General features: G+C 49.7%; 28 protein-coding genes. 26 read left to right on the forward strand and 2 right to left on the reverse strand.

All coding sequences use genetic code 11. The features are described 5' to 3' along the window. The first annotated feature begins 1 nt into the window (after nucleotide 1). The 9 genes from KCG48_RS00285 to ltrA (KCG48_RS00325) all read left to right on the forward strand — a co-directional run bounded on the left by KCG48_RS00285 (nucleotide 2) and on the right by ltrA (KCG48_RS00325) (nucleotide 8,970). Entirely contained in the window at nucleotides 2-1,447 is a 1,446-nt protein-coding gene (locus KCG48_RS00285; RefSeq protein ID WP_211799289.1) for an aminoacyl-histidine dipeptidase, read from the forward strand. 29 nt (nucleotides 1,448-1,476) lie between these two features. Then, nucleotides 1,477-2,295 (forward strand): sulfurtransferase, encoded by an 819-nt coding sequence (locus KCG48_RS00290; RefSeq protein ID WP_211799290.1) that lies wholly within the window; start codon nucleotides 1,477-1,479, stop codon nucleotides 2,293-2,295. A gap of 4 nt (nucleotides 2,296-2,299) precedes the next feature. Then, on the forward strand, nucleotides 2,300-3,202 hold the full coding sequence (locus KCG48_RS00295) for an FUSC family protein (RefSeq protein ID WP_211799291.1): 903 nt from the start codon (nucleotides 2,300-2,302) through the stop codon (nucleotides 3,200-3,202). A gap of 236 nt (nucleotides 3,203-3,438) precedes the next feature. Beyond that, a complete protein-coding gene (locus KCG48_RS00300; protein WP_211799292.1) occupies nucleotides 3,439-4,014 on the forward strand; it encodes a Maf family protein in 576 nt (191 codons plus the stop codon). 26 nt (nucleotides 4,015-4,040) lie between these two features. Next, a complete protein-coding gene (gene radC / locus KCG48_RS00305) occupies nucleotides 4,041-4,721 on the forward strand; it encodes a RadC family protein (protein ID WP_211799293.1) in 681 nt (226 codons plus the stop codon). A gap of 57 nt (nucleotides 4,722-4,778) precedes the next feature. Continuing rightward, nucleotides 4,779-5,792: a rod shape-determining protein gene (locus tag KCG48_RS00310; RefSeq protein ID WP_211799294.1), complete on the forward strand. Its 1,014-nt coding sequence runs from the start codon at nucleotides 4,779-4,781 to the stop codon at nucleotides 5,790-5,792. A 2-nt stretch (nucleotides 5,793-5,794) separates the two neighbouring features. Continuing rightward, complete coding sequence (mreC, locus tag KCG48_RS00315; protein ID WP_269142381.1) at nucleotides 5,795-6,643, forward strand: rod shape-determining protein MreC; 849 nt, start codon at nucleotides 5,795-5,797, stop codon at nucleotides 6,641-6,643. After that, a complete protein-coding gene (mreD, locus tag KCG48_RS00320; RefSeq protein ID WP_211799296.1) occupies nucleotides 6,643-7,131 on the forward strand; it encodes a rod shape-determining protein MreD in 489 nt (162 codons plus the stop codon). The genes mreC and mreD overlap by 1 nt, the downstream gene beginning before the upstream one ends. A gap of 546 nt (nucleotides 7,132-7,677) precedes the next feature. Beyond that, on the forward strand, nucleotides 7,678-8,970 hold the full coding sequence (ltrA, locus tag KCG48_RS00325) for a group II intron reverse transcriptase/maturase (RefSeq protein WP_211799297.1): 1,293 nt from the start codon (nucleotides 7,678-7,680) through the stop codon (nucleotides 8,968-8,970). Between the two features lie 282 nt (nucleotides 8,971-9,252). On the opposite strand, the gene KCG48_RS00330 is transcribed toward ltrA (KCG48_RS00325), so the two are convergent. Beyond that, nucleotides 9,253-10,107 carry an SDR family NAD(P)-dependent oxidoreductase gene (locus tag KCG48_RS00330; protein WP_211799298.1) on the reverse strand — a complete coding sequence of 285 codons (855 nt, stop codon included), beginning with the start codon at nucleotides 10,105-10,107 and terminating at the stop codon, nucleotides 9,253-9,255. Nucleotides 10,108-10,124: 17 nt separating this feature from the next. After that, nucleotides 10,125-12,068 (reverse strand): NAD(P)/FAD-dependent oxidoreductase, encoded by a 1,944-nt coding sequence (locus KCG48_RS00335; RefSeq protein WP_211799299.1) that lies wholly within the window; start codon nucleotides 12,066-12,068, stop codon nucleotides 10,125-10,127. 302 nt (nucleotides 12,069-12,370) lie between these two features. Between KCG48_RS00335 and KCG48_RS00340 the strand changes: the two genes are divergently transcribed. The 17 genes from KCG48_RS00340 to KCG48_RS00420 all read left to right on the forward strand — a co-directional run bounded on the left by KCG48_RS00340 (nucleotide 12,371) and on the right by KCG48_RS00420 (nucleotide 26,862). Then, complete coding sequence (locus KCG48_RS00340) at nucleotides 12,371-13,960, forward strand: PucR family transcriptional regulator (RefSeq protein WP_211799300.1); 1,590 nt, start codon at nucleotides 12,371-12,373, stop codon at nucleotides 13,958-13,960. Between the two features lie 276 nt (nucleotides 13,961-14,236). Beyond that, a complete protein-coding gene (locus KCG48_RS00345) occupies nucleotides 14,237-14,821 on the forward strand; it encodes a hypothetical protein (protein ID WP_211799301.1) in 585 nt (194 codons plus the stop codon). Between the two features lie 211 nt (nucleotides 14,822-15,032). Continuing rightward, complete coding sequence (locus KCG48_RS00350; RefSeq protein WP_211799302.1) at nucleotides 15,033-15,278, forward strand: hypothetical protein; 246 nt, start codon at nucleotides 15,033-15,035, stop codon at nucleotides 15,276-15,278. Nucleotides 15,279-15,871: 593 nt separating this feature from the next. Beyond that, nucleotides 15,872-17,164: a group II intron reverse transcriptase/maturase gene (gene ltrA, locus KCG48_RS00355; RefSeq protein WP_211799297.1), complete on the forward strand. Its 1,293-nt coding sequence runs from the start codon at nucleotides 15,872-15,874 to the stop codon at nucleotides 17,162-17,164. A 254-nt stretch (nucleotides 17,165-17,418) separates the two neighbouring features. Then, on the forward strand, nucleotides 17,419-18,057 hold the full coding sequence (gene minC / locus KCG48_RS00360) for a septum site-determining protein MinC (protein WP_211799303.1): 639 nt from the start codon (nucleotides 17,419-17,421) through the stop codon (nucleotides 18,055-18,057). 25 nt (nucleotides 18,058-18,082) lie between these two features. Beyond that, nucleotides 18,083-18,886 (forward strand): septum site-determining protein MinD, encoded by an 804-nt coding sequence (gene minD, locus KCG48_RS00365; RefSeq protein ID WP_211799304.1) that lies wholly within the window; start codon nucleotides 18,083-18,085, stop codon nucleotides 18,884-18,886. Between the two features lie 11 nt (nucleotides 18,887-18,897). After that, nucleotides 18,898-19,161, forward strand: coding sequence for a cell division topological specificity factor MinE (gene minE / locus KCG48_RS00370; protein ID WP_211799305.1), 264 nt, complete (start codon nucleotides 18,898-18,900; stop codon nucleotides 19,159-19,161). Nucleotides 19,162-19,281: 120 nt separating this feature from the next. Further along, complete coding sequence (locus KCG48_RS00375) at nucleotides 19,282-20,412, forward strand: FtsW/RodA/SpoVE family cell cycle protein (protein WP_211799306.1); 1,131 nt, start codon at nucleotides 19,282-19,284, stop codon at nucleotides 20,410-20,412. Between the two features lie 32 nt (nucleotides 20,413-20,444). Continuing rightward, nucleotides 20,445-21,857: a ribonuclease E/G gene (locus KCG48_RS00380; RefSeq protein WP_211799307.1), complete on the forward strand. Its 1,413-nt coding sequence runs from the start codon at nucleotides 20,445-20,447 to the stop codon at nucleotides 21,855-21,857. Nucleotides 21,858-21,977: 120 nt separating this feature from the next. Then, nucleotides 21,978-22,292 carry a 50S ribosomal protein L21 gene (gene rplU, locus KCG48_RS00385; protein ID WP_211799308.1) on the forward strand — a complete coding sequence of 105 codons (315 nt, stop codon included), beginning with the start codon at nucleotides 21,978-21,980 and terminating at the stop codon, nucleotides 22,290-22,292. A gap of 2 nt (nucleotides 22,293-22,294) precedes the next feature. Then, nucleotides 22,295-22,627, forward strand: a complete 333-nt coding sequence (locus KCG48_RS00390; protein ID WP_211799309.1) for a ribosomal-processing cysteine protease Prp — start codon at nucleotides 22,295-22,297, stop codon at nucleotides 22,625-22,627. Nucleotides 22,628-22,631: 4 nt separating this feature from the next. Beyond that, nucleotides 22,632-22,934, forward strand: coding sequence for a 50S ribosomal protein L27 (rpmA, locus tag KCG48_RS00395; RefSeq protein WP_211799310.1), 303 nt, complete (start codon nucleotides 22,632-22,634; stop codon nucleotides 22,932-22,934). 207 nt (nucleotides 22,935-23,141) lie between these two features. Next, a complete protein-coding gene (gene obgE / locus KCG48_RS00400) occupies nucleotides 23,142-24,419 on the forward strand; it encodes a GTPase ObgE (RefSeq protein WP_211799539.1) in 1,278 nt (425 codons plus the stop codon). 12 nt (nucleotides 24,420-24,431) lie between these two features. Then, nucleotides 24,432-24,728, forward strand: coding sequence for a ribosome assembly RNA-binding protein YhbY (gene yhbY / locus KCG48_RS00405; RefSeq protein WP_211799311.1), 297 nt, complete (start codon nucleotides 24,432-24,434; stop codon nucleotides 24,726-24,728). After that, nucleotides 24,725-25,345 (forward strand): nicotinate (nicotinamide) nucleotide adenylyltransferase, encoded by a 621-nt coding sequence (gene nadD / locus KCG48_RS00410; protein WP_211799312.1) that lies wholly within the window; start codon nucleotides 24,725-24,727, stop codon nucleotides 25,343-25,345. Before yhbY ends, nadD begins: the two co-directional genes overlap by 4 nt. Further along, nucleotides 25,302-25,937, forward strand: a complete 636-nt coding sequence (gene yqeK, locus KCG48_RS00415) for a bis(5'-nucleosyl)-tetraphosphatase (symmetrical) YqeK (protein ID WP_230976941.1) — start codon at nucleotides 25,302-25,304, stop codon at nucleotides 25,935-25,937. Before nadD ends, yqeK begins: the two co-directional genes overlap by 44 nt. Next, on the forward strand, nucleotides 25,912-26,862 hold the full coding sequence (locus tag KCG48_RS00420) for an RluA family pseudouridine synthase (RefSeq protein WP_211799314.1): 951 nt from the start codon (nucleotides 25,912-25,914) through the stop codon (nucleotides 26,860-26,862). Before yqeK ends, KCG48_RS00420 begins: the two co-directional genes overlap by 26 nt. The last annotated feature ends 45 nt before the right edge of the window (nucleotides 26,863-26,907 follow it).

Consider the following 26,907-nt stretch of genomic DNA (forward strand, 5'->3'; position numbering starts at 1 on the left):
GATGGGTGTACTGAGCAACCATGAACCAAAAAATGTACTGAAGTTTTTTGAAGAACTCTGCCAAATTCCCCATGGATCGGGGAATGAAAAGGCTGTGTCGGATTACCTGAAAGCCTTTGCGCTGGAGCGGGGTCTTTCCGTCGTCCAGGATGAGGTCCTGAATATTCTCATCAAAAAACCGGGCACACCGGGCTATGAGAGTAGCCCCCCGGTGATCCTCCAGGGTCACATGGACATGGTGGAAGAAAAAAATGCCGACACGGATCATGTCTTTGGCCAGGATCCCCTGAAGCTGAGACTTCTGGGCGATGATCTCTACGCCACGGGAACCACCCTGGGCGCAGATAACGGCATTGCCGTGGCCTATGCGTTGGCTATTCTCGATGCCCAGGATCTGGCGCATCCTCCGCTGGAAGTGCTGATCACCGTGGAAGAAGAAACGGGCATGCTGGGGGCGTCCTCCGTGGATGGACGACTCTTTGCAGGCAAGCGGCTGGTGAACATCGATTCCGAAGAGGAAGGGGCATTTTTAGTCAGCTGTGCCGGTGGGGCGAGGCAGACAGTGAAGCTTCCCTTAACTCGCCAGACACCTTCAGGAGAGGCTTTTGAGCTGAAGGTACGGGGACTGAAAGGCGGCCACTCCGGCATGGATATCATTAAGGAACGGGGAAACTCCATCGTTCTTCTGGGTCGTGCCCTGATGCTGCTTCGGCGGAACTTTGACTTTACCTTGGCTTCCATTTCAGGCGGATCGAAGAATAATGCCATTCCCCGAGAAGCCCAGGCGGTTATTCTCCTGACCTCCTCTGCGGAAGGGCTGGCGGAAAAGGTGAACAGCATCGGCAAAATCCTGGGACGGGAAATTGAGACTCAGGATGAGAACTTTGCCCTGAACCTCGAAGAAGCCAACATGCCGGACACGGCCTTTGATGCCGCCACCACCCAGAGTGTTCTGGAACTTCTCAATCTTCTGCCCAATGGGGTCGTGAGCATGAGCCAGGATATTCCCGGTTTGGTGGAGACATCCCTGAATCTGGGGGTTCTTCATGAAAAGGAAGAGATCCTCCACTTTGACTTTGCAGTGCGCAGCAGCGTGGGTTCCCGAAAAGAAATGCTCCTGGATAAGGTGCAGATTCTGGGCGAAAAGTACGGTGCTGAAGTGGTGACCACCTCCTCATATCCGGAATGGACCTATGCCAAAGAATCTCCGCTTCGCGAAATGTTTGTGAAGAAGTTCGAGGAAATGTATGGCCATGCCCCGAAGATTGAAGCGATCCATGCAGGCCTGGAATGCGGCATTCTGGCCGGACGAATTCCTGGACTGGATATGATTTCCCTGGGGCCGAACCTCTACGATGTTCATACCCCCAATGAGCACATGAATTTGGAGTCTGTCCGCAACGTTTATGGATTCCTCCTCGAGGTGCTGGCCAGTCTGAAGTCCTAAATCCAATAACTTGAGCAGAGGTGATTTTGTTGAAAAACTTTAAGGACCGGCAATTTTTACTGGAGAATCCAGATCTTGTCCGCATCGATGTGCGTTATGACATGCACCGCCCGGAATACGGCCCCGAAGCCTATGCCCTATGCCACTTGAAGAATGCGGCATTTCTCCACATGGACCGGGATTTGGCTGCCCCGGCAAAGGCCCATGGCGGCCGTCATCCGCTTCCGGATCTCCACATGATTCAGGAAAAGCTCCGCAGCATCGGTCTTTCCGATCATTCCCGGGTCATCATCTACGATGACGGGGATAATAATGCTGCGGGAAGGCTGTGGTGGATGCTGAAATACTATGGCCTCCAGGATGTTTATGTGCTGGAAGGGGGATTCTCCGCCCTTTTGGAAGAGGATCTCACCTCAGCGCAGAGCGAGTTTTCCCGAGGCGACATCACCCTGAATCCCCAGGAAACCATGACCGCATCCTATGAAGAAGTGCTCGCCTATGCCCAGGGGGATATCCCTCAGGATCAGGTCCTCATTGATTCCCGAAGCGCCGAGAGGTGGCGGGGAGAGGTGGAACCGGTGGATCCGGTGGCAGGTCATATTCCCCATACCCGGAATGTGTTTTTCCGCCAGCATTTTGACGGACAGAACCGTCTGCTTCCCCTGGAACAGGTGAAATCCCATTTTGGCGATCTTTTGGAGAAGGAGATCATCCTCCATTGCGGCTCGGGAGTCACCGCCTGCACCAACACCATGGTGCTGGATGAGCTGGGGAAACCCTCCCGTCTCTATGTGGGCAGCTACAGTGACTATGTCAGCTACCCCGAAAATACGGTGGTGAAGGAGTGAGTTTATGAAAAACCCGCTCATTGGCATGCGGACGGTGAAGACGGCTCTGGTTGTCATCCTGGCCTATGCCGTATCCCTACTCCTCAATCAAGAGCCGTCCTTTGCCCTGATCTATGCCGCCGTCATCTGTATTGAAACCTCCGTGGTCACCAGTTTCAACACGGGCTTCAATCGGGTGCTGGGTACCGTGGTGGGGGGTGTTATTGGACTTATTGTCTCCTACATCCCTCTTTATGGGGGATTCACCATGGCCTTGGGCATTGCCATCACCATCATTTTCTGCAATCTGCTCCACATTAAGAAGGCCACGGGCATTGCCATTACGCTGGTCATCATCATCGTCACGGGTTCCGATTCGGTGGCTCCCGGGGTCTACGCCATGCATCGTACCCTGGACACGGTGATCGGGATTGTTCTGGCCACCATGGTCAACCTGCTGGTCTTCCCTCCGGATCCCATGAAGCGGGTCCGGGAGAGTTTTCATCAGTTCACCCATTCCGCCAAACAGGTGGTGGGGGACATGATGGAGTTTAACCTCAGTGAAGGCCTGAGTGATCTGGGAAAACGCCTCGACGATCTCAAAGAAAAGTTTGACAACATGAATACGGAAATTCCGGTGCTCAAACGTTATGAGCAGGAAGAGTACGATTACGTGGTGCAAATGCTGGAAGCCTCGGAACGGGTCTATATTTACGCCGAAGCCATTGCGCTGACAGACCCTGATGTGAAAATGACCCGGGACAATCATCTGAAACTCACCAAACTTCTGGCCCGGGACATCCAGCGGACCGAATTTGTGGATCTGGAGCAGTCCACCCGCGAAGACATGATCTTCAACTATACCCTGGCTAAACTCATCTCCGCTCTGGAAAAAGTTCTCAAAGAAAGCCCCCGGTTCAAGGAGTAAAGAAAAACCTGCGCAAAAAACGCAGGTTTTTTGACTGAAAGGGTGAAAATTCGTCATAATGACAGGGGAGTGCACCCCTCGAATTTCCTTTGATTCTGAAAGTTTACCCGGGGCTTAAATTAAGTTTAATTCGACCGGTGTCCCTTGTGGAAAAAAACACGAGATGGTAAACTATAAAGTAGGAATTTTTCAGGAAGCGAAAGTTCCTCAGAATGCAAGCTTTTGGAGGTGTTTTCTTGAAATTTATTCTGGCATCCGGGTCCCTCCGGCGACAGGAGCTGTTAAGCCGACTGCTATCCGACTACGCCATTGTTGTCTCGGATTTTGACGAAGACAGCATTCCCTACGAAGGAGATCCTGAAGAGTATGTCATGACCCTGGCCCTGCAAAAAGCCCGGACCGTGCAAGCTCAGTTTCCGGACAATCCGGTGGTACTGGGTTCTGATACTGTGGTATGCCAGGATGGTGAAATTCTGGGAAAACCGCGGAATCGGGAGGATGCTTACCGCATGCTCCAAAATCTGTCGGGAAAAAGCCATCAGGTGTATTCAGGGATCGCCCTGCTCCTGGATTCCCAGAAAGGGGAAGAACTCACCTGCACCAAAACCAGCGTAAAATTCTCTGAACTGTCCCATGAGGAAATCGAGGCTTATCTCGATGCCGAGGAATGGCAGGACAAGGCTGGTGCCTATGGCATCCAGGGTTACGCTGCACGATTCGTCGAAGAAATCCATGGCGACTACTACAATGTCATGGGACTTCCGCTGAGCACCCTTTATCAGCTGCTAAAGAAACACCAGATTATCCTGTAATGGAATGGGCAAATCTGGAGGATTGTATGGATCAACGAATCATGGATATGCCCCAAAACGAACGACCCCAGGAGAGGCTGCTCCGCTATGGCGCAGATAGTCTTTCCAACAGCGAACTCTTGGCCGTGATTCTCCGAACGGGAACCCGGGACGAGAACATTCTGAACCTGGCTCAGCGCACGCTGACCCTCTTCAACGGCATCAATGGCCTGTTGGAAGCCTCTCAGGATGACCTGATGAAAATTGAGGGAATCAAAGAAGCCAAGGCTTCACAAATTTTATCGGTGGCGGAGCTGGCCAAACGCTATAAAAGCTATCGAAGCGGGGACAGTTACAAGATCGGATCCCCCGGCGATGCCGCGGACCTGGTTATGGTGGAACTGCGCGAGTTCAAGCAGGAAGTGCTGAAAGTACTGCTGCTGAATACGAAGAATGTGGTCATCGGAGTTCACAATGCTTCCATGGGAAGCCTGAATTCCAGTATCGTCCATCCTCGGGAGATTTTTAAGGAAGCCATCCGAAAAAGCGCGGCATCCATCATCATGGTGCACAATCATCCCTCGGGAGACCCCACCCCCAGCAGCGAGGACATCGCAGCCACAGGGCGGATCCGGGAAGCCGGGAAGCTCATCGGCATCGATCTTCTGGATCATGTCATCGTGGGGAACGGCCGATACATCAGTTTACGAGAAAAAAACCTATTGTAGAAAAGATCAAAAGTACAGAGAAAAAAATTAGTGTAATGTTGAAAGGAGTTATCATCAATGCGTCTATTTGGAATGAGCAAAGATATGGGGATTGACCTGGGTACAGCCAATACCCTGGTATATGTAAAAGGGAAGGGGATCGTTCTTCGTGAGCCCTCCGTGGTGGCTTTCAATACCCAGACCAACAAACCCCTGGCCGTGGGCGAAGAAGCCAAGCGGATGATCGGCAGAACCCCAGGCAACATCGTGGCGGTTCGTCCGCTGAAGGATGGTGTCATTGCAGACTTTGACATCACCCAGACCATGCTTCGTCAGTTCATCGAGAAGACCGCTTCCAAGTCCGCTTTCACTTCCCCACGGATCATCGTGTGCTTCCCCTCTGGAGTCACCGAAGTGGAACGACGGGCAATTCTGGAAGCTACCAAGCAGGCGGGCGCTCGAGATGTCATCCTCATGGAAGAGCCCATGGCCGCAGCCATCGGGGCCGGACTTCCCGTGGATGAGCCTACCGGTTCCATGATCGTGGACATCGGCGGCGGTACCACTGAAGTTGCCGTGGTTTCTTTGGGCGGCATCGTTGTGGCAAAATCCCTGCGCGTGGGCGGAGACGAGATGGATCAAGCCATCGCGGCCTACATTAAGCGAGAATACAACCTCATGATCGGTGAGCGTACCTCAGAAGCCATCAAGATGACCATCGGATCTGCTTTCCGCGTGGAAGGCAGCGAAGAAGGCTATATGGATGTCAAGGGCCGCGATCTGGTTACGGGACTGCCCAAGGTCATCACCGTTTCCGAGACGCAAATTCGAGAAGCGCTCCATGAGCCCATTTCCGATATTATCGAAGCCATCAAGACCACCCTGGAGAAGACTCCCCCGGAGCTTTCTGCAGATATCATGGACAAGGGAATCATGCTGGCCGGCGGCGGAGCACTGCTCAAGGGTCTGGGTGAACTGATCACGCATGAAACCCATATGCCCGTGGAAATTGCAGAAGCACCCCTGGACTGTGTCGTCTTGGGTGCAGGAAAGGCACTGGACAACTTTGACAAGATTGCCCGAAGCTATTAGGGATGTGGGGGCTGTTTAAAAACAAGCTGTCAAGAACCATTGTGATCTTGGCTGCTGTTCTTGTGGTGCTCATGGGGATCACCGTCTATCGAGACAATAAGTCCCTGGTGGAAAGCGGAGCCGGTGCTGCGCTGAATCCGGTTCAAAAGGTACTCTATTCGGTCAATAAGCGAGTGGAAAGCTTCATCGACTTCTTTCTTCGCTATGAAGATGTGAAGGCAGAAAACACCAAGCTCATCCTGGAGAACCTGGAACTGGAGGATAAACTGCGCGCTTACGAGACTATGCGTCAAGAAAACGAACAGTTGAGAGCCATGTTTGACATCAAAGACCGCCGAACGGAATACGACTATCTCGGGGTGAACATCATCGGCAGTTCCGGTGGCGGAATCCTCACCTCTTATACCATTGACCGAGGAAGCGACGCGGGAATCAAGGCCGGCATGGCCGTCATGACCCCCGCGGGCATTGTGGGACAGGTCACGGAAGTGGCCTCCACCTGGGCACTGGTGGAGACCCTATCCAGTGAAAATGTATCGATCCATGTGACCACCGTGGAAAATAAAGCCAACAGTGGAATCCTGCGGGGACATACGGGCGCAGGACAGGCCCAACAGGCGAAAATCACCTACCTTCCCTTGGACGCGGATATTGCCCCCGGCAACCAGGTGGTAACTTCCGGTCTGGGCGGGTTCTATCCGCCGGATATTTTCGTAGGTAAAGTGATCAAGATTCTGGAAGACAAAGGGGAACTGATGAAGACCGCCATCATTGAGCCTGCCGCAGATTTCAAGTCTGCTCAGCAGCTCTTTGTGATCATTCCGAAAAACAGCGAGGAAGTGCAGTACTGATGCGAAAAATCCTAATCATCCTGGTCGCGCTGGTCCTTCTGGTCCTGGATCAGACCGTGATGCCCTTTCTGGCCGTCTATGACAGTTATGCCAGTCTGGTCTTCACCTTCTTTGGACTGTATGCTGTGACCACCGATGCCGAGGATGCTGTGTTTCTCGCTTTGGTCACGGGAATACTTCAGGACCTCCTTTTTCCCTACATCTTTGGACTCCATACCTTCCTTAATCTGTTTCTTTTTCTGGCCATGAGCCGATTGGGGAATTCCCTGAAAGAAGGGAAGAAGACCCTCCCGGTCTTTTTTGTCACCGTGGCTCAAGGGATCAAAACATTGCTTTTCCTTGGGATTCTCTATCTCTTGGGGATCCGGGGAAACCCTCTGGCTCTTATGATCATGCCGGCTTACACCTTCTTGCTCGCCATAGTTCTCTACAAGCGAATGATCGCCTTTGGCCGAATTCCCATCATTAAGCGGGAATGGAAATTTTAGAACCCGAAACCGGGTTCTTTTTTTATGCTGTGCGTCCAGCTAAGCTGGACCATACTGCCGGTGAAAGTCCGGACGGGGTAATTGCCAAGAAGCCCCAGTAGCCAATCCCCATGCGTAACAGAAATGGTGCGTGTGAAGCGGGAGGGTGATGTAACTCGAGAAGAGTGCTAGCAAGGATACAGGTCGTAACATGAAGTGAATTCTGCCGTATCGTCAAAAAGGCCACGCAAGTGGAAAGATGGGAAGTCGAGCCCCGGGCATATGGGCGAAGACCATGGAAGACAGGAAGAGCTTGGACGCGCACTGTCGAAGAATCCCACGGTATAAAGGAAGCGACATGTATCCAAAGTATGGTCTGGAACTGGAGAGACCTTCCTCTGCACGGCGTACGCCGTAGAGCAGAGGCATATAAGCCCAAGTGGTGAAATTGCCCTCTGGCAGAGAAGGAGTCGGAGGAGCTCATAGTACCGGTGACGTCATGAAAACACAAACATGGCCAGGGAAGGGGCTCTGCTTTGTTCAAGTCCCCCAAGGAGGTAAGCGCGAGTGAATGCGAAAGCTAACAACACCATAGACAAAGTACGAGAACTCCAGCGGGGACTATACCAGTGCGCCAAAAACAACAGGCAGCGAAGGTTCCATGCCCTCTATGACAAGGTCCACAGGATGGATGTCCTATGGAAAGCCTGGGACATTGTCAGGAAGAACAAGGGAGCCGGAGGTGTAGACGAGATGACCATCGGTGAGATTGAAGACGCCGGCGTGGAAGTGTTCCTCCTGGAGATAAGTGAAGCGCTTGAAGGGGGCGACTACAGGCCCAGGCCTGTGAAGCGCACCTATATCCCAATGAAGGACGGCAAGAAGAGGCCTCTCGGGCTGCCTACCGTAAAGGACAAGGTGGTCCAGACCGCGGCGAAAATCGTCATGGAACCCATCTTCGAAGCGGACTTCAGGGACTGTTCCTTCGGGTTTAGGCCCAAAAGGAACCAGTATCAGGCGTTGGAGGTCATCAGAAAGAAATGCAACAACAAAGGCTGGTGGGTGCTGGACGCGGATATCAAAGGATACTTCGACAACATCGACCACGAGAAGCTCATGAAGCTGGTGGAGAAAAGGATATGTGACAGGAGGATGACGAAGCTCATCCGGCTATGGCTGAAGGCAGGTGTGATGGAGGATGGCCACGTGATAGAGACCGAAACGGGCTCCGCACAGGGCGCTTCCATCAGCCCGCTCCTCTCCAACATCTACCTCAACGTGCTGGACTGCTACTGGGAGAAGAACTACAGCCACCTCGGTACCCTGGTCCGCTTTGCCGATGACTTCGTCATCATCGCAAAGACAAAGAAGGATATCGGCCACGCCTATAAGGCGGTGGCGTATGTGATGGCGAAGCTTGGCCTCCAGCTCAACTTGGAGAAGACGAGGTTCGTGAACATGTATGACGGCAAGGACGGGTTCGACTTCCTGGGCTTCCATCATAGGCGAAGCCAGATGGAGACCAGAAAAGGCAGACGCTACACGACGACGGCACAGGTGCCGTCGAAGAAAGCGAAGAAAGCGATGAGGGAAAAGATCAAAGAGGTGTTCCAGTCAAGGAGCAGCCTGCTCCTCGAAGTGCAGGAGGTCGTCAGAATCCTGAACCCCAAGATTGTGGGACTCAGGAACTACTACGGCCTGAAACATGCGAAGAAGGCACTAAATACCCTCGACTGGTACGTCACGAAACGTCTCATCCTCTGGTATAACATGAAAAATCAGAAAAAGAGGAGGCTTGGCGGGTACCGTAAAATCGTGCACTTGCTGGACTCCGCCGGACTGAAGAAACTCGGGGCCTGACGTTATGATGCGCATGGAAGAAGAACATCGGAAAGCCGTGTGCGGGAAAACCGCATGCACGGTTTGATGAGGGGAAGGAGGAAGAAATTCCTCCGACCTACTCTACCTTTATTCAACACTACTTTCATACAGAGCCAAATGAAAAGGCGGCGTCTCCAGATGGAGTCGGCGCCTTTTAGAATAAATGGGTTTTTTTGGATATACTGAAAAACATGGAGTTTAGAAGAATATTTAGTCTCATTGGCCAGAAGCCTGGTCAGTTTGAAGCATAAACAGAAGAGACTAGCCCCTTAGTACCTTAAGATCAGGACCTCTTCCCTCAAGGATGTCCTTCACTCGTCTACCTACCAGGGTGTTATAGATCGGGTGAGTCAGGATGTAGAACTGATTTTCTTCGATGCCGTTCATCACACTCATGCCTATGCTGTCAATGGGCATTCCTGTTGTGATGACAAACTCGGCTCTCTTAAGTCCTGCCGCATATTGAGGAGAACTGTAGTATGGATCGCTCTTGTCCGAGAATCTTTCAGGACGATGGTTCTCATGATGATGAAGGTCTGTCTGAACAAATCCGGGACAAAATACGGACATCTGGATATTGGCATTTATGGCTTGAAGATCAAAGCTTGTACTCTCACTTAGCGCCACACTTGCATGCTTTGTAGTGTGATAAGCGGGCATGCCGTTTGTTGTGATCAGTCCTGCAATGGATGCCACATTCAGGATATGACACTCAGAACCCTGCTTAAGCATGATGGGGATAACCCGTTTCATGGCGTAAATCTGACTCATGAGATTTGCACCCACAATCCAGTCCCAGTCTTGAAGAGGGAGCTCCCATACGGGACCTGAGATGGCGACACCAGCATTATTGACAAGAAAATCAATGCTTCCATAGGTGTTCATAGCGGTATCCACCATTTTCCCGATTTCACTGTCGAGGGTGACGTCACAGTGGACACCGGTAACCTCAGCACCCTTATGTTTAAAATAGGACACAGCAGCGGTTAAACTTTCTTCATCAATGTCAGCAAGAACCAGTTTCATTTCCCGGCTTGCACATTCTTTGGCAATTTCAAATCCGAATCCATTACCTGCTCCGGTAATAACGGCAACCTTATTTTTAAAATCTTTCATGGTAAAAATCCCCCTTCTTACTTAGTGGTGAAAGCAAAGGCCTGGCTGTATCCTTCTTTAATGGCTTCCTGAATACGCCCAGCTTTCTCTGCATCGCCGATGACCCGGATATTCTCGAATGCGTCCAAGAACTCATTCACCATAGAGCGCCTTGGTGCTACTCCTAGGGCAAGAACGACGGTATCCGCCTCTATCTGCATAACCTGATTGTTCATCTGATTCATAATGGTGATGCCGTTTTCTGATATCCCCATCAGGCGATGATTGGGAATAATTACAGGTTCATGTTTCTGGAATCTCATCATCAAGTCCACTAAAATGGTGCGGTTAATGCCAGGGCCGATGTTTTTCTGCATCTCCACAAGGGTAATGGGATGACCCTTGTCAGCAAGAAGCTCTGCGGTCTCAAGACCTGTAAGTCCTGAACCGATTACGGCAACTCTGCCTGTGGCCACGGACTTCCCAGTGAGTACATCTTCTGCAAGCATGACATTTTTCCCTTGAATTCCTGGGATAGGTGGAATGGCAGGCGTGGCACCTACTGCAACGAAAATGCCATCAGGATTCAGTTCCTTCACCATTTCTACAGTAGCCTTCGTATTCATTCTCACATCAACGCCGCTCTCTTCAATCTCACGGATCATTCCGTTATTCATGGCAGCCACTTTCTCCTTGATGGGGGCCTTGTCAGCTACATTGAGCGTTCCGCCAAGTTTCTCTCTCTCATCAATGAGGATGGTTCTGTACTTTCTCTGATCAAGAAGTAAGGCAGCCTGCATCCCGGCAGGTCCACCACCGATTACCACAACAGTCTTTCCTTCTCCATCTATATTAGGGTCTGAAAATTCGATTTCCCGCCCTACTCTGGCATTAACCGTACACTTCATGTGTCTTCCCTGATTGAGCTCGGCAAAACAGTTTAGGCAGCCGATACATTTTCTGATCTGATCGCTTTTTCCGTCTCTTGCTTTATTTACCCAGTTGGGGTCAGCCAGATGACCACGAGCCACTCCAACAAAGTCGCAGACACCATCTTTTAAAAGCTGCTCAGCAGTTTGAGGGTCTTTAATATTGTTTACTGCGATGACAGGGATCTTAACATTTTTGCGGATCTCTGTAGCCAAATGCTTTTTCCATCCCTGTGGATAGGATCCAGGCTCAATGATGGTGGTGGCACTTTCGTAGGTTCCACTGCTGACATTGATTGCATCTATGCCCAGGCTCTCTAAGGTTCTGGCGATCTTGACCGACTCAGGAAGCTTTAAGCCGCCCTCAACGAATTCATCAGCGCTGATCCTTACTGAAACAGGAAAGTCCGCTCCACACATGTATTTGATTCCAGTTATGATCTCTGAAAGAATTCTTAATCTGTTCTGGAAACTTCCACCATATTTATCTGTCCTGACGTTGGTGTAAGGGGAGAGAAACTGATTAAGAAGGTAACCATGAGCGGCATGAATCTCTACTCCGTCTGCACCGGCAGTTTTGGAGATGACTGCACCTTTGATGAAGCTCTTCACAAGGCCCTCACACTCTTCGGTGGTCAGGGCACGCGGCATTTCCTGAGTCACCTTGCACATGATGGCAGAAGGCGCAACAATCTGTTTTCCGCCTATGAGACTGCTTTTGGTTTCTCTGCCGGGGTGATGAAGCTGAATAAACACTTTTGTGCCATGCTTCTGAATGGTTTCAATCATTCTCTCCAAATGGGGAATATGACGCCCTTCAGTGACTGAAAGCTGATTCGGTGTACCGACACCATATTCATCATCAATACGAGCAATCTCCGTGATGATCAGACCAACTCCACCTTTGGCTCTTTCTTCGTAGTACCTGGTGATCACATCTGTAGCTTCTCCTTGGGAATTGGCAAGGTTAACGCCCATGGCAGGCATAACCACACGGTTTTTCAGGTTAAGTTTTCCGATTCTACCTCTTTCAAATAACTTTTCGTATTCCATAACAATCTCCTCTTAAGATATTCATAAAATATATTTTGGGATTTTGAACAAAACCCTGATTTTAAAGACTTGAAAAATCATTGTACTCAGCATATATTTTTCAGTTTTTACTCAGGATTCAAAAGTTCAGGCATTGAAGCGATATGTAGATTTATGACAATTCATGAAGAGTCTGTTATAATAATAACAAATGAATTCAGAAGGCGATAGATGAGGAGTGCATGAATATCAGAGGAGTATTTGTGCGTCTTGCCCAAGTGGTGTCAATATAAGAATCTGTATGATTGAAAGAGGGGAAAGTGATGGATTTCAGAAGCGTCTTAAGGGTACTTAAGCAGGAAAACAGACTGGAGATTTTAAGATCAGAAATTACAGTAGAGGATGAAATCAGTGAGATTTGTCTTTTTGAGAATGGAGCTCAAAATATCAGGAAAAAGCTCTATATTGGAAATATAGAGGAGATCATATCATGGATTAAAGCCGAAGCGGACAGCCCTGAGAAAGGGGCTGGCCTGTCTGCCATTATCGGAATAAAAGAGAGAGATTTTGAGGATGAATCCGTTAGCAGACATTTGGCGTATTCACTGGAGAACGGCATGATATCAAACTATGCCCTGATACGAGAAGAGCACACTTTGAAAGCGCTTCAGGCAGTGAATAATATTATGCAGAAAAAACTTAAGACCAGTTATCAGGTGACTGAGCTTATGGCTCTTGCCATGAGAGGGGCTGATCTTAAGAGCATACTAAAGGTTTCGGAAAAGACACTTGAAAATCCAGTCATTATTATTGATGCCGGGTTTAAAATTCTTGACGTATCCTCCATGGAAGATATTGATGATGACATATGGAAAGCGAATATCAGGAGGGGTTACTGCTCCTATGAGTTTATCAAAGAAGTACACAAGATAGACCAGATCAGACCTTTCCCTCATAACTCCGATGTCTATGAGGTGAACTGCAGTTTTTCTGCCTATGTAAAGTTATGCAGTAAAATTTTTCACAAGGACCGACTTGTCGGCTACGTCATTATGCTGAAGAAAAGAGAAATCGAGAATGCCTTAATTGAAGAGTATCTTCCAATGGTGGGCAGCTCAGTGTGTGAGGTTCTTCTTCGGACAAAAGAGCATAAGGGGGTATTTGGATCTCAGGAAGAAAATCTGATTCATGAACTGATCCATGGGGGAGATGAAGAACTCATTAAGATCAGGTTCAAAATCAATCAGATTGAACTTCCTGAAAAGATGAGCTGCTTGATGATGAAGACAAATGAATACTTAAACAGTATTCAAGCCACAACATTCTTGAAGGAGCAGATTAAGTATATTCTCCCTGGTGCCTTCTGTCTGGAAGAACAAGGGAATCTACTTGTCATCTGCAGGCTTTCTCAAGATGGAAGGCTTACTTCGGAGGAAGAGAGAAGACTTCTTGGTCTTTTCCAGCAAGGTGTCATCCACATGGGCATGAGCAGTCCGTGCACGGATATTATGGCGTTAAAGGATGCTTATGGGCAAAGCGCTCAGCTTTATAAGATCTCAAAAAGACTTCAGATTGAAAAAGAGATAATGTATTTCTCTGATTACAGTTTCTACATTATGCTCAGCAATCTTAACGAGAAAGATCTTCTGCAGTATGCTCATCCTGCCTTGAATATTCTTAGAAAATACGATCAGATCCATAATGGAGAACTCTATAAAACCCTTCAGGTTTTAGTGGACCACCAGTCTCAAATGGTCAAAACGGCAGAAGCGCTGTCCATACACAGAAACAGTCTTTCCTACAGAATCAATAAGATCATTGAGTTGACTGGACTGGATCTGTCGAGTAATGAAGATATTTTCAGGCTCAGCTACGGATTTAAAGTGGAGAAGTACTGCAGGGTAGCAGTTTAGGCATTGCTATATAGAAAGAAGCAGGGGATGAAAACAAAACCGTTTAAATGAATGTGAATCATGACAAAAAGAGCTTTTTCCTCGAAGCTTATGACAGGCAAATTGATGTTCTTCTGATCATCACATAATATTCTTCACAGATTCAGCAAATTTATTTAATATCTTGTGTAACAGATCACACCCTCTAATTGTTTATATTATGTAGGGTGTGATTTCTGCTTTTCATTGGATCAATTAGAAAAGCATCATTTAGATAGCTGATTAGGGGGAAACGAAATGACAGAAGGATATAAGAAAATGTTTTGGGACGCCATGTTCGTTAGTTTTGGCGGCGTAAGCGGGTTAGTGGCGCTTCTGATGACCCTTGCAGGATGGGTTATTATCGTGGCAGGTCTGGGTAACAATGACAAAAAATCACTTTTTGGTGATTTTTCAAAGCTCAGGCTTCTTACAATAAAACTGGCTGCAGTGTCAGTAACAGGAGGAGTTCTCTATCTGCTTAACCATAGTGAGATGATCAGCTTTGCACAACTGAGGTATTATCCTCTTATTCATATCATCATTCAATTAATCGTGTTCCATAAAATTCTGGAGGAGACGGTTCTTAATTTTGACTGGATGGACCGAATAGATGCTGCAAGAAAATATGCATCTAAAGACAGAAACTTTACTTTACTCATGGGCATAACCATAGCAGCTTTTTTGCTTTTCTACATATTTAATCAGCCACTTATGAGAGCTGAGGGTATTGCAGCTTTTGCAGCATCAAAAATTTATCTCCTTTGGATCATATATTCTCTATGTCATGAAAACCATGAAGAAATGCTTAATGATGGAGAGTGCTCCTTTACCCTTAAATAACTTGAAAGTATAGTCACCAAGAGTTTTTCATTAAGCTCTTGATGAAATGAGTGTTCTTTGTATGAAGTCAATGCTGAGTATAGATTCATTTTAATTGAATCAGATAGATGATATTTATATATAAAAATGATTAAGCTATGATCATCTAGTTATGTCATATTATTATGATGATTTATATGGGATTTTACACTTGGAGAAGGAGGAGTAAAAAATGAAAGCAGTAATTGGAGTAATAATAATTTTCTTGTTGGCAATGACAGTTGGTGGCGGTATATCCGCAATGTTTTTCACCTCAATTGTTGGTGGGGGTGTGTCAGAATCGTATCTTTATCCGATATATGGTGGCATTGTCTTATTGGCGGGGCTGATCGCGATTTGCACTGCTGTTATTCTTGAAAAGATAAAAGAACTAATGGATTCTCTGAATAAAAATGAAAAAGAAGATTTAAACAAATAGTAATACTCTGTTTTCCAACACTACTTTCATAAAGAGCTAAATTATGGAGTTCGAAAGAATTCCTTTTTTTTATACCGTGCGTCCAGCTAAGCTGGACCATACTGCCGGTGAAAGTCCGGACGGGGTAATTGCCAAGAAGCCCCAGTAGCCAATCCCCATGCGTAACAGAAATGGTGCGTGTGAAGCGGGAGGGTGATGTAACTCGAGAAGAGTGCTAGCAAGGATACAGGTCGTAACATGAAGTGAATTCTGCCGTATCGTCAAAAAGGCCACGCAAGTGGAAAGATGGGAAGTCGAGCCCCGGGCATATGGGCGAAGACCATGGAAGACAGGAAGAGCTTGGACGCGCACTGTCGAAGAATCCCACGGTATAAAGGAAGCGACATGTATCCAAAGTATGGTCTGGAACTGGAGAGACCTTCCTCTGCACGGCGTACGCCGTAGAGCAGAGGCATATAAGCCCAAGTGGTGAAATTGCCCTCTGGCAGAGAAGGAGTCGGAGGAGCTCATAGTACCGGTGACGTCATGAAAACACAAACATGGCCAGGGAAGGGGCTCTGCTTTGTTCAAGTCCCCCAAGGAGGTAAGCGCGAGTGAATGCGAAAGCTAACAACACCATAGACAAAGTACGAGAACTCCAGCGGGGACTATACCAGTGCGCCAAAAACAACAGGCAGCGAAGGTTCCATGCCCTCTATGACAAGGTCCACAGGATGGATGTCCTATGGAAAGCCTGGGACATTGTCAGGAAGAACAAGGGAGCCGGAGGTGTAGACGAGATGACCATCGGTGAGATTGAAGACGCCGGCGTGGAAGTGTTCCTCCTGGAGATAAGTGAAGCGCTTGAAGGGGGCGACTACAGGCCCAGGCCTGTGAAGCGCACCTATATCCCAATGAAGGACGGCAAGAAGAGGCCTCTCGGGCTGCCTACCGTAAAGGACAAGGTGGTCCAGACCGCGGCGAAAATCGTCATGGAACCCATCTTCGAAGCGGACTTCAGGGACTGTTCCTTCGGGTTTAGGCCCAAAAGGAACCAGTATCAGGCGTTGGAGGTCATCAGAAAGAAATGCAACAACAAAGGCTGGTGGGTGCTGGACGCGGATATCAAAGGATACTTCGACAACATCGACCACGAGAAGCTCATGAAGCTGGTGGAGAAAAGGATATGTGACAGGAGGATGACGAAGCTCATCCGGCTATGGCTGAAGGCAGGTGTGATGGAGGATGGCCACGTGATAGAGACCGAAACGGGCTCCGCACAGGGCGCTTCCATCAGCCCGCTCCTCTCCAACATCTACCTCAACGTGCTGGACTGCTACTGGGAGAAGAACTACAGCCACCTCGGTACCCTGGTCCGCTTTGCCGATGACTTCGTCATCATCGCAAAGACAAAGAAGGATATCGGCCACGCCTATAAGGCGGTGGCGTATGTGATGGCGAAGCTTGGCCTCCAGCTCAACTTGGAGAAGACGAGGTTCGTGAACATGTATGACGGCAAGGACGGGTTCGACTTCCTGGGCTTCCATCATAGGCGAAGCCAGATGGAGACCAGAAAAGGCAGACGCTACACGACGACGGCACAGGTGCCGTCGAAGAAAGCGAAGAAAGCGATGAGGGAAAAGATCAAAGAGGTGTTCCAGTCAAGGAGCAGCCTGCTCCTCGAAGTGCAGGAGGTCGTCAGAATCCTGAACCCCAAGATTGTGGGACTCAGGAACTACTACGGCCTGAAACATGCGAAGAAGGCACTAAATACCCTCGACTGGTACGTCACGAAACGTCTCATCCTCTGGTATAACATGAAAAATCAGAAAAAGAGGAGGCTTGGCGGGTACCGTAAAATCGTGCACTTGCTGGACTCCGCCGGACTGAAGAAACTCGGGGCCTGACGTTATGATGCGCATGGAAGAAGAACATCGGAAAGCCGTGTGCGGGAAAACCGCATGCACGGTTTGATGAGGGGAAGGAGGAAGAAATTCCTCCGACCTACTCTACTCTTTTGCTGAATTTCGCCGGGAAATGTGAATCTTTTACCGAGGATTCCGGGGAAATCGCCTTAATTCCTGTAGACTGTAGAATTCTTAGCATAAATCCGATAAAATAGATTTTAGGTGTTATTTTTTTCATTGAGACGGAGGAAACTATGAGTACAATCGACAGGATTCAGGTCAAGGGCAATCGAAAAGGGCTGAACCTCGTGATCAACCTGCTGGAATTTCAAACCACAGAAGAGCTGATTGAGGCCTTGCGGAGCAAACTGGAACCGTTGAAAAACTTTTACAGCGGCAACGCCATGTATGTGACCACATACCCCATGCGATTAAAGGAAGAAGACCGCCAGACCCTGGAACGGATCCTCTCGGAAACCATCCAGCTTTCCAGCATCAATTTTGAAGAGTCCAACCGAAAAGAAGATCTTCCCACGGTCTTCTCGGGTACGGAGGAAGGTCCCACCAAGTTCATCATGAAGAGTCTCCGGGGAGGTCAGCTGGTGGACTTCAAGGGAAATGTCGTGGTCGTGGGGGACGTACATATCGGCGCCGAGATCTTTGCCGAAGGAAACATCATCGTCCTGGGTCAACTGAAGGGGAGGGCTTTTGCCGGCACCTCCGGTAATGAAAATGCCGTGGTGGCCGCACTAAGACTCATCCCCTCGCTTCTTTCCATCGCCGGTAACTTTGCCCGACCTGCGGAAAGTGAAACCAGCTTCCCGGAAGTGGCGAAACTCAAAGACGGCAGCATTTATGTGGAACCTTATATTCCAACCAAATTTGAATATTAAGTAAGAGGTACAAAGGAGAAAACAAATGGCAGAATCGATTGTAATTACTTCCGGCAAAGGTGGAGTGGGAAAAACCACCACCACAGCCAACATCGGCACCGCCCTTGCACAGCTGGGCCACAAAGTCGTCGTCATCGACGGAGATACGGGACTTCGCAATCTGGACGTGCTCATGGGCTTGGAAAACCGCATCGTCTATACGCTGCTGGATTATTTTGAAGGCCGCTGCAAGCTGAAGCAGGCACTGATCAAAGACAAGCGACTTCCCAATCTTTGCCTCCTGCCTACAGCGCAGACCCGGGACAAGAACGACATCAATACGGATCAAATGATCGAACTGGTTCAGGAATTGAAGAAGGAGTTCGATTACATCCTCATTGACAGTCCTGCCGGCATTGAACAGGGGTTTGAAAACTCCATCGCTGCTGCGGATAGCGCCATCATCGTGGTCAACCCTGAAGTCACCTCCGTTCGGGATGCGGACCGGGTCATCGGTAAGCTGGATTCCAAAGGGGTAGAGGATCATAAAGTCATCATCAATCGTTTAAATCATGAAATGACGGAAAGCGGAGACATGCTTAATGTGGACGACATTCTGGAAATTTTGTCCATCAAGCTTCTAGGCATCGTACCCGATGACCGAAACATCACTATTTCCACCAACAAGGGCGAACCCATCGTCACCGTGGAAGGAACCATGGCGGGAACGGCGTTCATCAACATTGCCCGACGGATCACCGGAGAAGAGGTACCTCTTCTTGATCTGAAACCGGAAGAAGAATCCTTCTTCGGAAAATTGTCGAAGCTGCTGTTCAACAAGAAGAAGTAAGGGGGTACGGAATGGATATTTTCGGATTTTTGAAGAAAAAAAGCGGATCAAAGGATACGGCAAAGGATCGGCTGAAGCTCATCCTCATGCATGACCGAGGGGATGTTTCCCCTGAACTTCTGGAGAATATCAAAAACGACATCCTGGATGTTCTTCGCAAATATGTGGAAGTGGACCCGGATCAGGAACTGGATCTCCAGGTCACCCAGACCGATACCGAGTACGGCTCCGTACCGGCCCTGGTGGCGAATATTCCTATCCGAAAGAAGCGTTAGCCGGGGAAAAACTCAGGAAATGTTAAATTGAAAGATGGAGCTGTATGGAGTACCATGAGGTTACCTACAGCTTTTTCTTTTTATGCCGTAGAAAAAACCGGAAGAAAGGTTACGAACACAATGAAATGGATCAAAGGACTGCTCCTGGAGCGCAAAGACCTGAAAGAACTGGATTTTGGCATTTTACTCAGTGCCATGGCCATACTTTTTTATGGCACCTTTAATATTTATATGGCCACCCGGGTCAATGCCGGCGGGTACTATGCAAGGCTGCAGCTCACTTGGCTGGTGCTTTCCCTGGGTGTGGTCTATGTCATCCTTCTCATGGATTACCGCAAGGTTTACAAAATCGTTGATGTCCTGTACTGGGTGGTGATCCTGCTCCTGGTCGTCGTTCTATTCACCACCAAGGTGAAAGGCGCTGCAGGATGGTTCAGCATCGGCACCCGAGGACTCCAGCCTGCGGAATTCGCCAAGCTCACCACCATGCTCATGGTGGGCAAGCAGCTGCAGAAGGTAGATGGTCAGATCAACCATGCGCAGAACTTCCTCAAGGTTACGGCTTATGCTGCCTTGCCCATGATTCTCATGATGCTGCAGCCGGAAATGGGCCTCACCATGGTGACGTTCTTCATCGTACTTGGCATCTACTTCATCGTGGGACTCTCCATGAAGGTCATCCTTACAGGCTTCGGCTTTGTGGCCGCCGCCGTTGTGGTGGTGCTGAACACCAACTTCCTGCCCGCCCACTGGAGCGACCGGCTCACCAGCTTTCTGTTCAACGAGGGAAGTGAGCTGGGTATCAACTACCAGCTAAGTCGAAGCATCATCAGCATCGGTTCCGGACAGATGACGGGAAACCTGGACTGGGCGAACTTTTTCCAGAAAAGCTCCGGTTTTTATGACCGGGTTCCGGAAAATCATACGGACTTTATCTTTTCCGTTCTATCGGAAAACTTCGGCCTCATCGGCGGCATCGCGCTCCTCGTCCTCTATGGGTTCCTGCTCTACCGGATGCTTCGCATTGCGAAAAAATCCGAAGATCTCTTCGGCCGCTGTATCGCCGTGGGTGTCTTTTCGTCTTTCCTCTTTTCTGTTCTGCAGAATGTGGGGATGACCATGGGCATGATGCCGATTTCCGGCATTACCCTTCCCCTGGTGTCCTACGGAGGAAGCTCCGTGCTCACCACCTTCATCGCCATTGGAATGGTGCTCAACGTGGGCATGAAGAAAAAGACCACGCTGTTTTAGCGGATTATGATCGTAAGAGAAGGAGAGCGTCCATGTTAGAACTGTTTATCGAAGAAGATGTGCACCGGCGCCTGGTTCTGAAAAAAGACGGCCAGATGGCGGAGTGCTATATTGAAGATCGGGAGAATCCTGCCCGCTCTGGGGACATCTTCCTGGGGATCATCAAAAAGAAAGTGAAAGCCCTGAACTCTGTCTTTGTGGATATCGGACTGGGGAAAAACGCCTATCTGTATGTGACGGACAAAGGACGGTTTGAGGACTACCGGGAAGGCCAGAGCCTTCTGGTGGAAGTCCTCAAAGAGGAAGAGGGGTCCAAGGGGGCCAAAGTCACGGAGAAAGTCTCCTTGGGCGGAAAGTATGTGGTTCTTTTCCCGGGAAAAGGATTCAGTTTTTCGAAGAAAATACAGCGGGAAGCCTTCCTGGAGCGCCACGGGAGCCAAAAACCCCTGGCCGGATACCAGGTGCTCTTCCGGGAAGCCTCTTTTCTGGCGCAGCAGGATCTGGTGCAAGAAGAGATGGAGACCCTGAAAACTGAGTTCGATCATATTTTCCAGCGGGCTGAAACTGGGGTGGGACCCCGTCGTCTCTATGGGGAGATTTCCTTTTTGGATCGTATCCTGCGAGACCGCTTCCAGGAACTGCAGATGATCTATGCCGATTCCCCGGAAACTGTCCAATACCTGAAGCTGAACTATGGGCTGCCGGCCATCGTCAGTCCCGCAGGGCGGCGACTCTTTGATTTCTACGGCATCGAAGCGGAGCTTCAGAAGCTTCGGGATCCCAAGGTGAGGCTCAAAAACGGCGGCAATCTCGTCATTGAGCAGACGGAAGCCATGGTGGTCATCGACATCAACAGCGCAAAATACACGGGAAAAGGGGACAAGGAAGCCACGGCGCTGCACATGAATCTGCAGGCAGCGGAAGAAATTGCCCGCCAGGTTCGTCTTCGAAACCTTTCCGGGATTATTCTCATCGATTTCATCGACATGCAGCGGCCGGAAAACCGGGCAGCCCTTCAAAAAGCCATGGATCAGGCTTTTGCGGAAGATCCGCTCTTTTCCAAAAGTTATCCGCTGACCGAGCTCAACCTCATGCAGCTGACCCGAAAGAAAAAAGGATATCCCCTGCGGCACTATTTGGAGGAGCCTTGCCGGCATTGCCACGGCATGGGTCAGATTCTCCTCTATGCCTATCTTCTGAAGCAGGTGGCCGGGGAAATTGGCCGTCACGTGGACAATGTAGAAATCCTGGACTATCATGTGGAACTGGATGAGAGCTATCGCAGTGATGCGGAGCAGGATCTGGGCGCCTTTCTCCAGGCCATTGGCGGAGAACAGAAACGGATATACCTTCAGTTTACCCAGGGAAAAGGCCCTTACCGGGTCCAGCCCCTGGTATTTAAAAATCAAATCGCGGAACTGGAGGAGTTTCTCCTGAAATCCTGAAGATTTCTTTGACAACCGGATTCCAGGTTGTTATAATACTATGTAGGCCGCACGAAAGAGGTTTTCAAACGGAGCATTCCGTGCCTCGACGGCGAGTACTGATATGAGGAGGTGTATCATATGTATGCAGTTTTAAACACTGGTGGTAAGCAGTATAAAGTTTCCGTCGGCGATGTTCTGAAGGTGGAGAAGCTGGCTGCTGAAGTCAATTCCATGGTTGAACTGACTGATGTTCTGGCCGTTTCCAACGATGAAGGCGAGCTGACCATCGGAACTCCGGTTGTTGCTGGAGCCAAGGTTGTTGCCAAAGTCATCGCACAGGACAAGGCGAAGAAGGTTATTGTCTTCAAGTTCAAGCCCAAGAAGGACTACCGCAAGAAGCAGGGCCATCGTCAGCCGTTCACGAAGATCGTGATCGAAAAGATCGAAGCTTAGTCATGATTGAAGTTAAGTTTATTCGAAAATCCGGTCTTTTGGAGGCTTTCATTTATGACGGCCATGCCGATTTTGATGACTACGGGAAAGATATCGTATGCGCGGCGGTAACGGCGCAGTGTATGATGGCTTACAACGGCCTGAACGAAGTGATGAAAATCAAGAACAGGATTGAACTGAACGAGGATGGCGGCTATCTGGCCGTAAGTCTTGACGGTGCAAGCACCGAAGAGAAGAAATCAGCCCAAGTGCTGATGGAAACCTTGCTTCTGGGCATAAAAGCCATTGAAGTTCAGTATGGAAATTTTATTCAGCTAATTGAAGAGGAGGTGTAACAATATGCTTATATTAAACCTTCAGTTCTTCTCATCCAAGAAGGGTGTGGGAAGTACCAAGAACGGTAGAGACTCTGAGTCCAAGAGACTGGGTGTTAAGTCTGCTGACGGACAGTTTGTTCTCGCAGGAAACATTCTGGTTAGACAGAGAGGCACAAAGATCCACCCGGGAACCAACGTGGGCAGGGGCAGTGATGATACATTGTTCGCCAAGGTTGATGGAGTCGTAAGATTCGAGAGACTGGGACGGGACAAGAAAAAAGCAAGTGTATACCCAGCTGAGCTGGCTACAGCAATTGCAGAATAGCGTATAAAGTATGGGCCTGCTAACACAGCAGGTCCTATTTTTTGAAACGAAAGAATATTTCCCCATGGAAATTCCCGTTTTATTGTATAATAGACGTAAAAAAGGGAGGGCGCCGCAGCCCTGACGAGATTTTAGCGGCGCAGGGTACAGGCTTTAAACATGGCCTGCCCGAAAATCGAAAACCTGAGGCAGGTGAAATCTATGAACATGTTTATTGATATCGCGGATATTCTCATCCGCAGCGGCGACGGCGGCGATGGCGCCATTGCTTTCCGTCGGGAAAAGTACGTTTCCCATGGCGGCCCAGAAGGCGGCGACGGCGGAAAAGGCGGCGATGTGGTATTTGTGGTGAATCCCGATATGACCACTTTGCTGGACTTTAAATACAAGCGCAAGTTTGTGGCCCAGGACGGGGAAAAGGGCGGCGAAAGCCGATGCTACGGGGCCAATGCGCCCACGCTGGAAATTCAGGTTCCCCTGGGCACCATCATTAAGGATAAAGAGACCGGAAAGATCATCGCAGATCTCTCCCAGCGCGGGGACAAAGTTGTGGTCCTTCGCGGCGGTAAAGGGGGCAAAGGCAACGCCAAGTTTGCCACACCAACCCGCCAGGCTCCTGATTTTGCGGAACCCGGAATGCCCGGCGAAGAGCGCCAGGTGACCCTGGAACTGAAACTTCTGGCTGATGTGGGCCTTCTTGGCTTCCCCAACGTGGGCAAGTCTACCCTGCTCTCCAAAGCCACCAAAGCAACCCCAAAGATTGCCAACTACCACTTTACTACCCTGGAACCAAACCTCGGCGTCGTTTCCCTTCCGGGAATCAATCCCTTTGTCATCGCCGATATTCCGGGAATCATTGAAGGGGCATCCGAAGGCGTGGGTCTGGGAATTCAGTTCCTCCGCCACATTGAGCGTACCCGTGTACTGCTTCACATCGTGGATATCTCCGCCATGGAAGGCCGGGACCCCTATGAGGATTTCCTGCTCATCAATGAGGAACTGAAGAAATACAAGCTGGATCTCACGGACAGACCGCAGATCGTGGTCATGAACAAAGTGGATCTTGTCTATGAAAAGGAAGCCCTGGACGACTTCCGCAAGAAGGTCAATGCCCTGGGGTATGAGGATGTCTATGAGATGTCTGCAGCCACCGGTGAAGGGGTTACCGAGGTCATCAAGGCCTGTGCGGAAAAGCTCCAGTCTATTCCCGTCATGGACACCCTCTATCAGGATGATGATTTCTATGTGCCGGAAGCCAAACGCTTCACCTATGAGATTCACGTCGACGAAGACGGCGTCTTTGTCGTATCCGGATCCTTCGTGGACCGTCTCCTGAACGCCGTGAACATCAACAATCCCGGCCATCTTCGCTACTTCCACAAGGTTCTGGGCAACAAGGGTGTGCTCCAGGCGCTGAAGGATATGGGCATCGAGGACGGCGACATGATCCGGCTGAACAACTTTGAATTTGAATACTATGCATAGGAGTCGATAGTGATGATAACAACGAAACAACGGGCCTATCTTCGAAGTCTGGCCAACTCCATCGACCCAATTTTCCAGATCGGGAAGGGCGGAATCGAAGCCGCCTTCATCAAACAGGTGGAAGACGCGCTGGAAAAGCGGGAACTGATCAAGATCAATGTCCTGGAAAACAGCGGCCTGGGAACCCGTGAAGCCCATGATCAGCTCGTGGGAGCCATTGGATGTGAAGGAATCCAGATCATCGGTTCCAAGATTGTCCTCTATAAAGAAAGTAAAAACCACAAGAAGATCGAACTGCCGCGCAAATGAGAACCGGCATTCTCGGGGGGACCTTCAACCCTGTACACAATGGACATTTGTACATGGCCTTTGAAGCAAAGGAGAGGCTGAAGCTGGATCGTCTGATTCTCTTGCCCAACTATCAGCCTCCCCATAAAGATGCCCAGGGCCGGGATCCTCAGGATGCCCTGGCCATGCTGAACCTGATTTTTTCGGGGGAGGAGGGCTTCCTCATCTCCCGTTTTGAACTGGAGAAAAAGGGGCTCTCCTACACCGTGGATACCCTGGAACATTTTTCAAAAATCTACCCCGAGGACGAGCTGTTTCTCCTCATGGGTGAGGATTCCTACGTGGAGTTTTCCCGGTGGCGCAATCCTCAGCGGATTCTTGAACTGGCCACGTTGGTGGTTTTTGAACGCAAATTCTATCCCGAGGCCATGCGCAAAGAGGCTATGGCCTTCATTGCCGGCCATGGGGGGAAGGTTCATCTCGTGGATTCCCGGATTCTGGAAATTTCCAGCAGTGACATTCGGGCGAGAGTGAAGAACGGCTTGGAAATCCGCTACCTGGTGCCGGAGGAAGTGAGGACCTACATTGAGAAACATGGACTATACCAAGAACAGTCCCTGGACGGAGGAACAGATTAAATCCTCGCTCCAGGAAAACCTAAATCCCCATCGGTACCAGCATGTGCTGGGCGTCGTGAAGGCCAGCGAAATGCTGGCCCTTTGCCATGGCGCAGATCCGGAAAAAGCCCGCATCGCCGCCCTGTATCATGATGTGCTGAAATCCCAGAAGCCCCAGTGGCTCACGGATTATCTTAAGGCCCATGGGGAAGTTCCGGGAGAACTGGCCTTGGCCCCCAGTGTGCTCCATGCCCCGGCAGGAGCCCTCTATGCCGAGCATACCGGCGGGGTCACAGATCCGGAGATCCTGTTCGCCATCCGGTACCACACCACGGGACGTCCCCAAATGGGAACTTTGGAGAAGATCATCTATTTGGCGGATCTCATTGAGGAAAACCGAAGTTATGATGGGGTAGAGGTCCTGCGCAGCCTGGCCAGGGATGACTTAGACCGGGCCATGCTGGCCGCTCTGGAACAGAGCATCCGATATCTCCTGCATAGGAAGGAGCATATCCTGCTCATTTCCGTGGAAGCCCGCAATGCCTTTCTTAATCAGCTCAAAGAACGAATGACAGGAGAAAAATCCCATGACGAAAAACTTGCAGAGAATTGAGAAGGATGTGCCACTAACCTGTGTGGGGCTGAAGCTGCGGGAGTACCTCAAGGAGGAACTGGAGCTTTCCACCCGGTTTATGCGCAAGTCTGCCTTGGATAAACGCATCTTTATCAATGAAAAGCCCGTCAAACTGGACTATATCCTTCGGGAAGGAGACCGAATCCGCATCCTGCTGGTCACCGAAGAAACGCAGTACATGGACCCGGAAGAGCTGCCCCTGGATGTCCTCTATGAGGACGATGCCCTGCTTATTGTAAATAAGGATGCCCATATGGTGGTGCATCCTACCCCTACCCATAAGACAGGCACCCTGTCCAATGCCGTGCTGCATCATTACCGGGCAAAAGGGGAAGCCACCATCATTCGGCTGGTTTCTCGCCTGGACATGAACACTTCCGGGCTGATCATTCTGGCAAAAAATCAGTATGTCCATTCCCGAATCTCCAAGGATATGCAGGATGAGGCCTATGACAAGTATTATGTGGCCCTGGTCAAAGGGGATTTTCCGGAGGATGTTCACCTCATTGATCTGCCCATCTATCGGGTGGGAGAGGGTGTCCTGAACCGGATCATCGACGAGCGGGGACAGGAATCCCGGACAAAAGTCCGTGTGTTGGAGAAGAAGGAGGGGTATTCACTGCTCCTTCTTAAACTCCTCACGGGACGCACGCACCAGATCCGGGTACACCTCAGTCATTTGGGTTATCCCATTCTGGGTGATGAACTCTACGGGGGAGAAATGGATCGCATAGACCGCCAGGCGCTTCATGCGCTTTACGTATCCTTTATCCATCCGGTCAGTGAGAAACCCATGACGGCTTTTGCCCCGCTGAAACCGGATCTCCTGGCGTTGGGTAATGCCCTGGGATTCCAGATGGAACGCATAAAACCTGAATTAATGACCGAAGACCGAAATCGCTGATTTCGGTCTTTTTCTTTGAGCTAAACCTTTCTGCAGCGTGGAAAC

This window comes from Proteiniclasticum sediminis (assembly GCF_018128025.1).
In the GTDB taxonomy this organism is placed as follows: Bacteria; Bacillota; Clostridia; order Clostridiales; family Clostridiaceae; genus Proteiniclasticum; species Proteiniclasticum sediminis.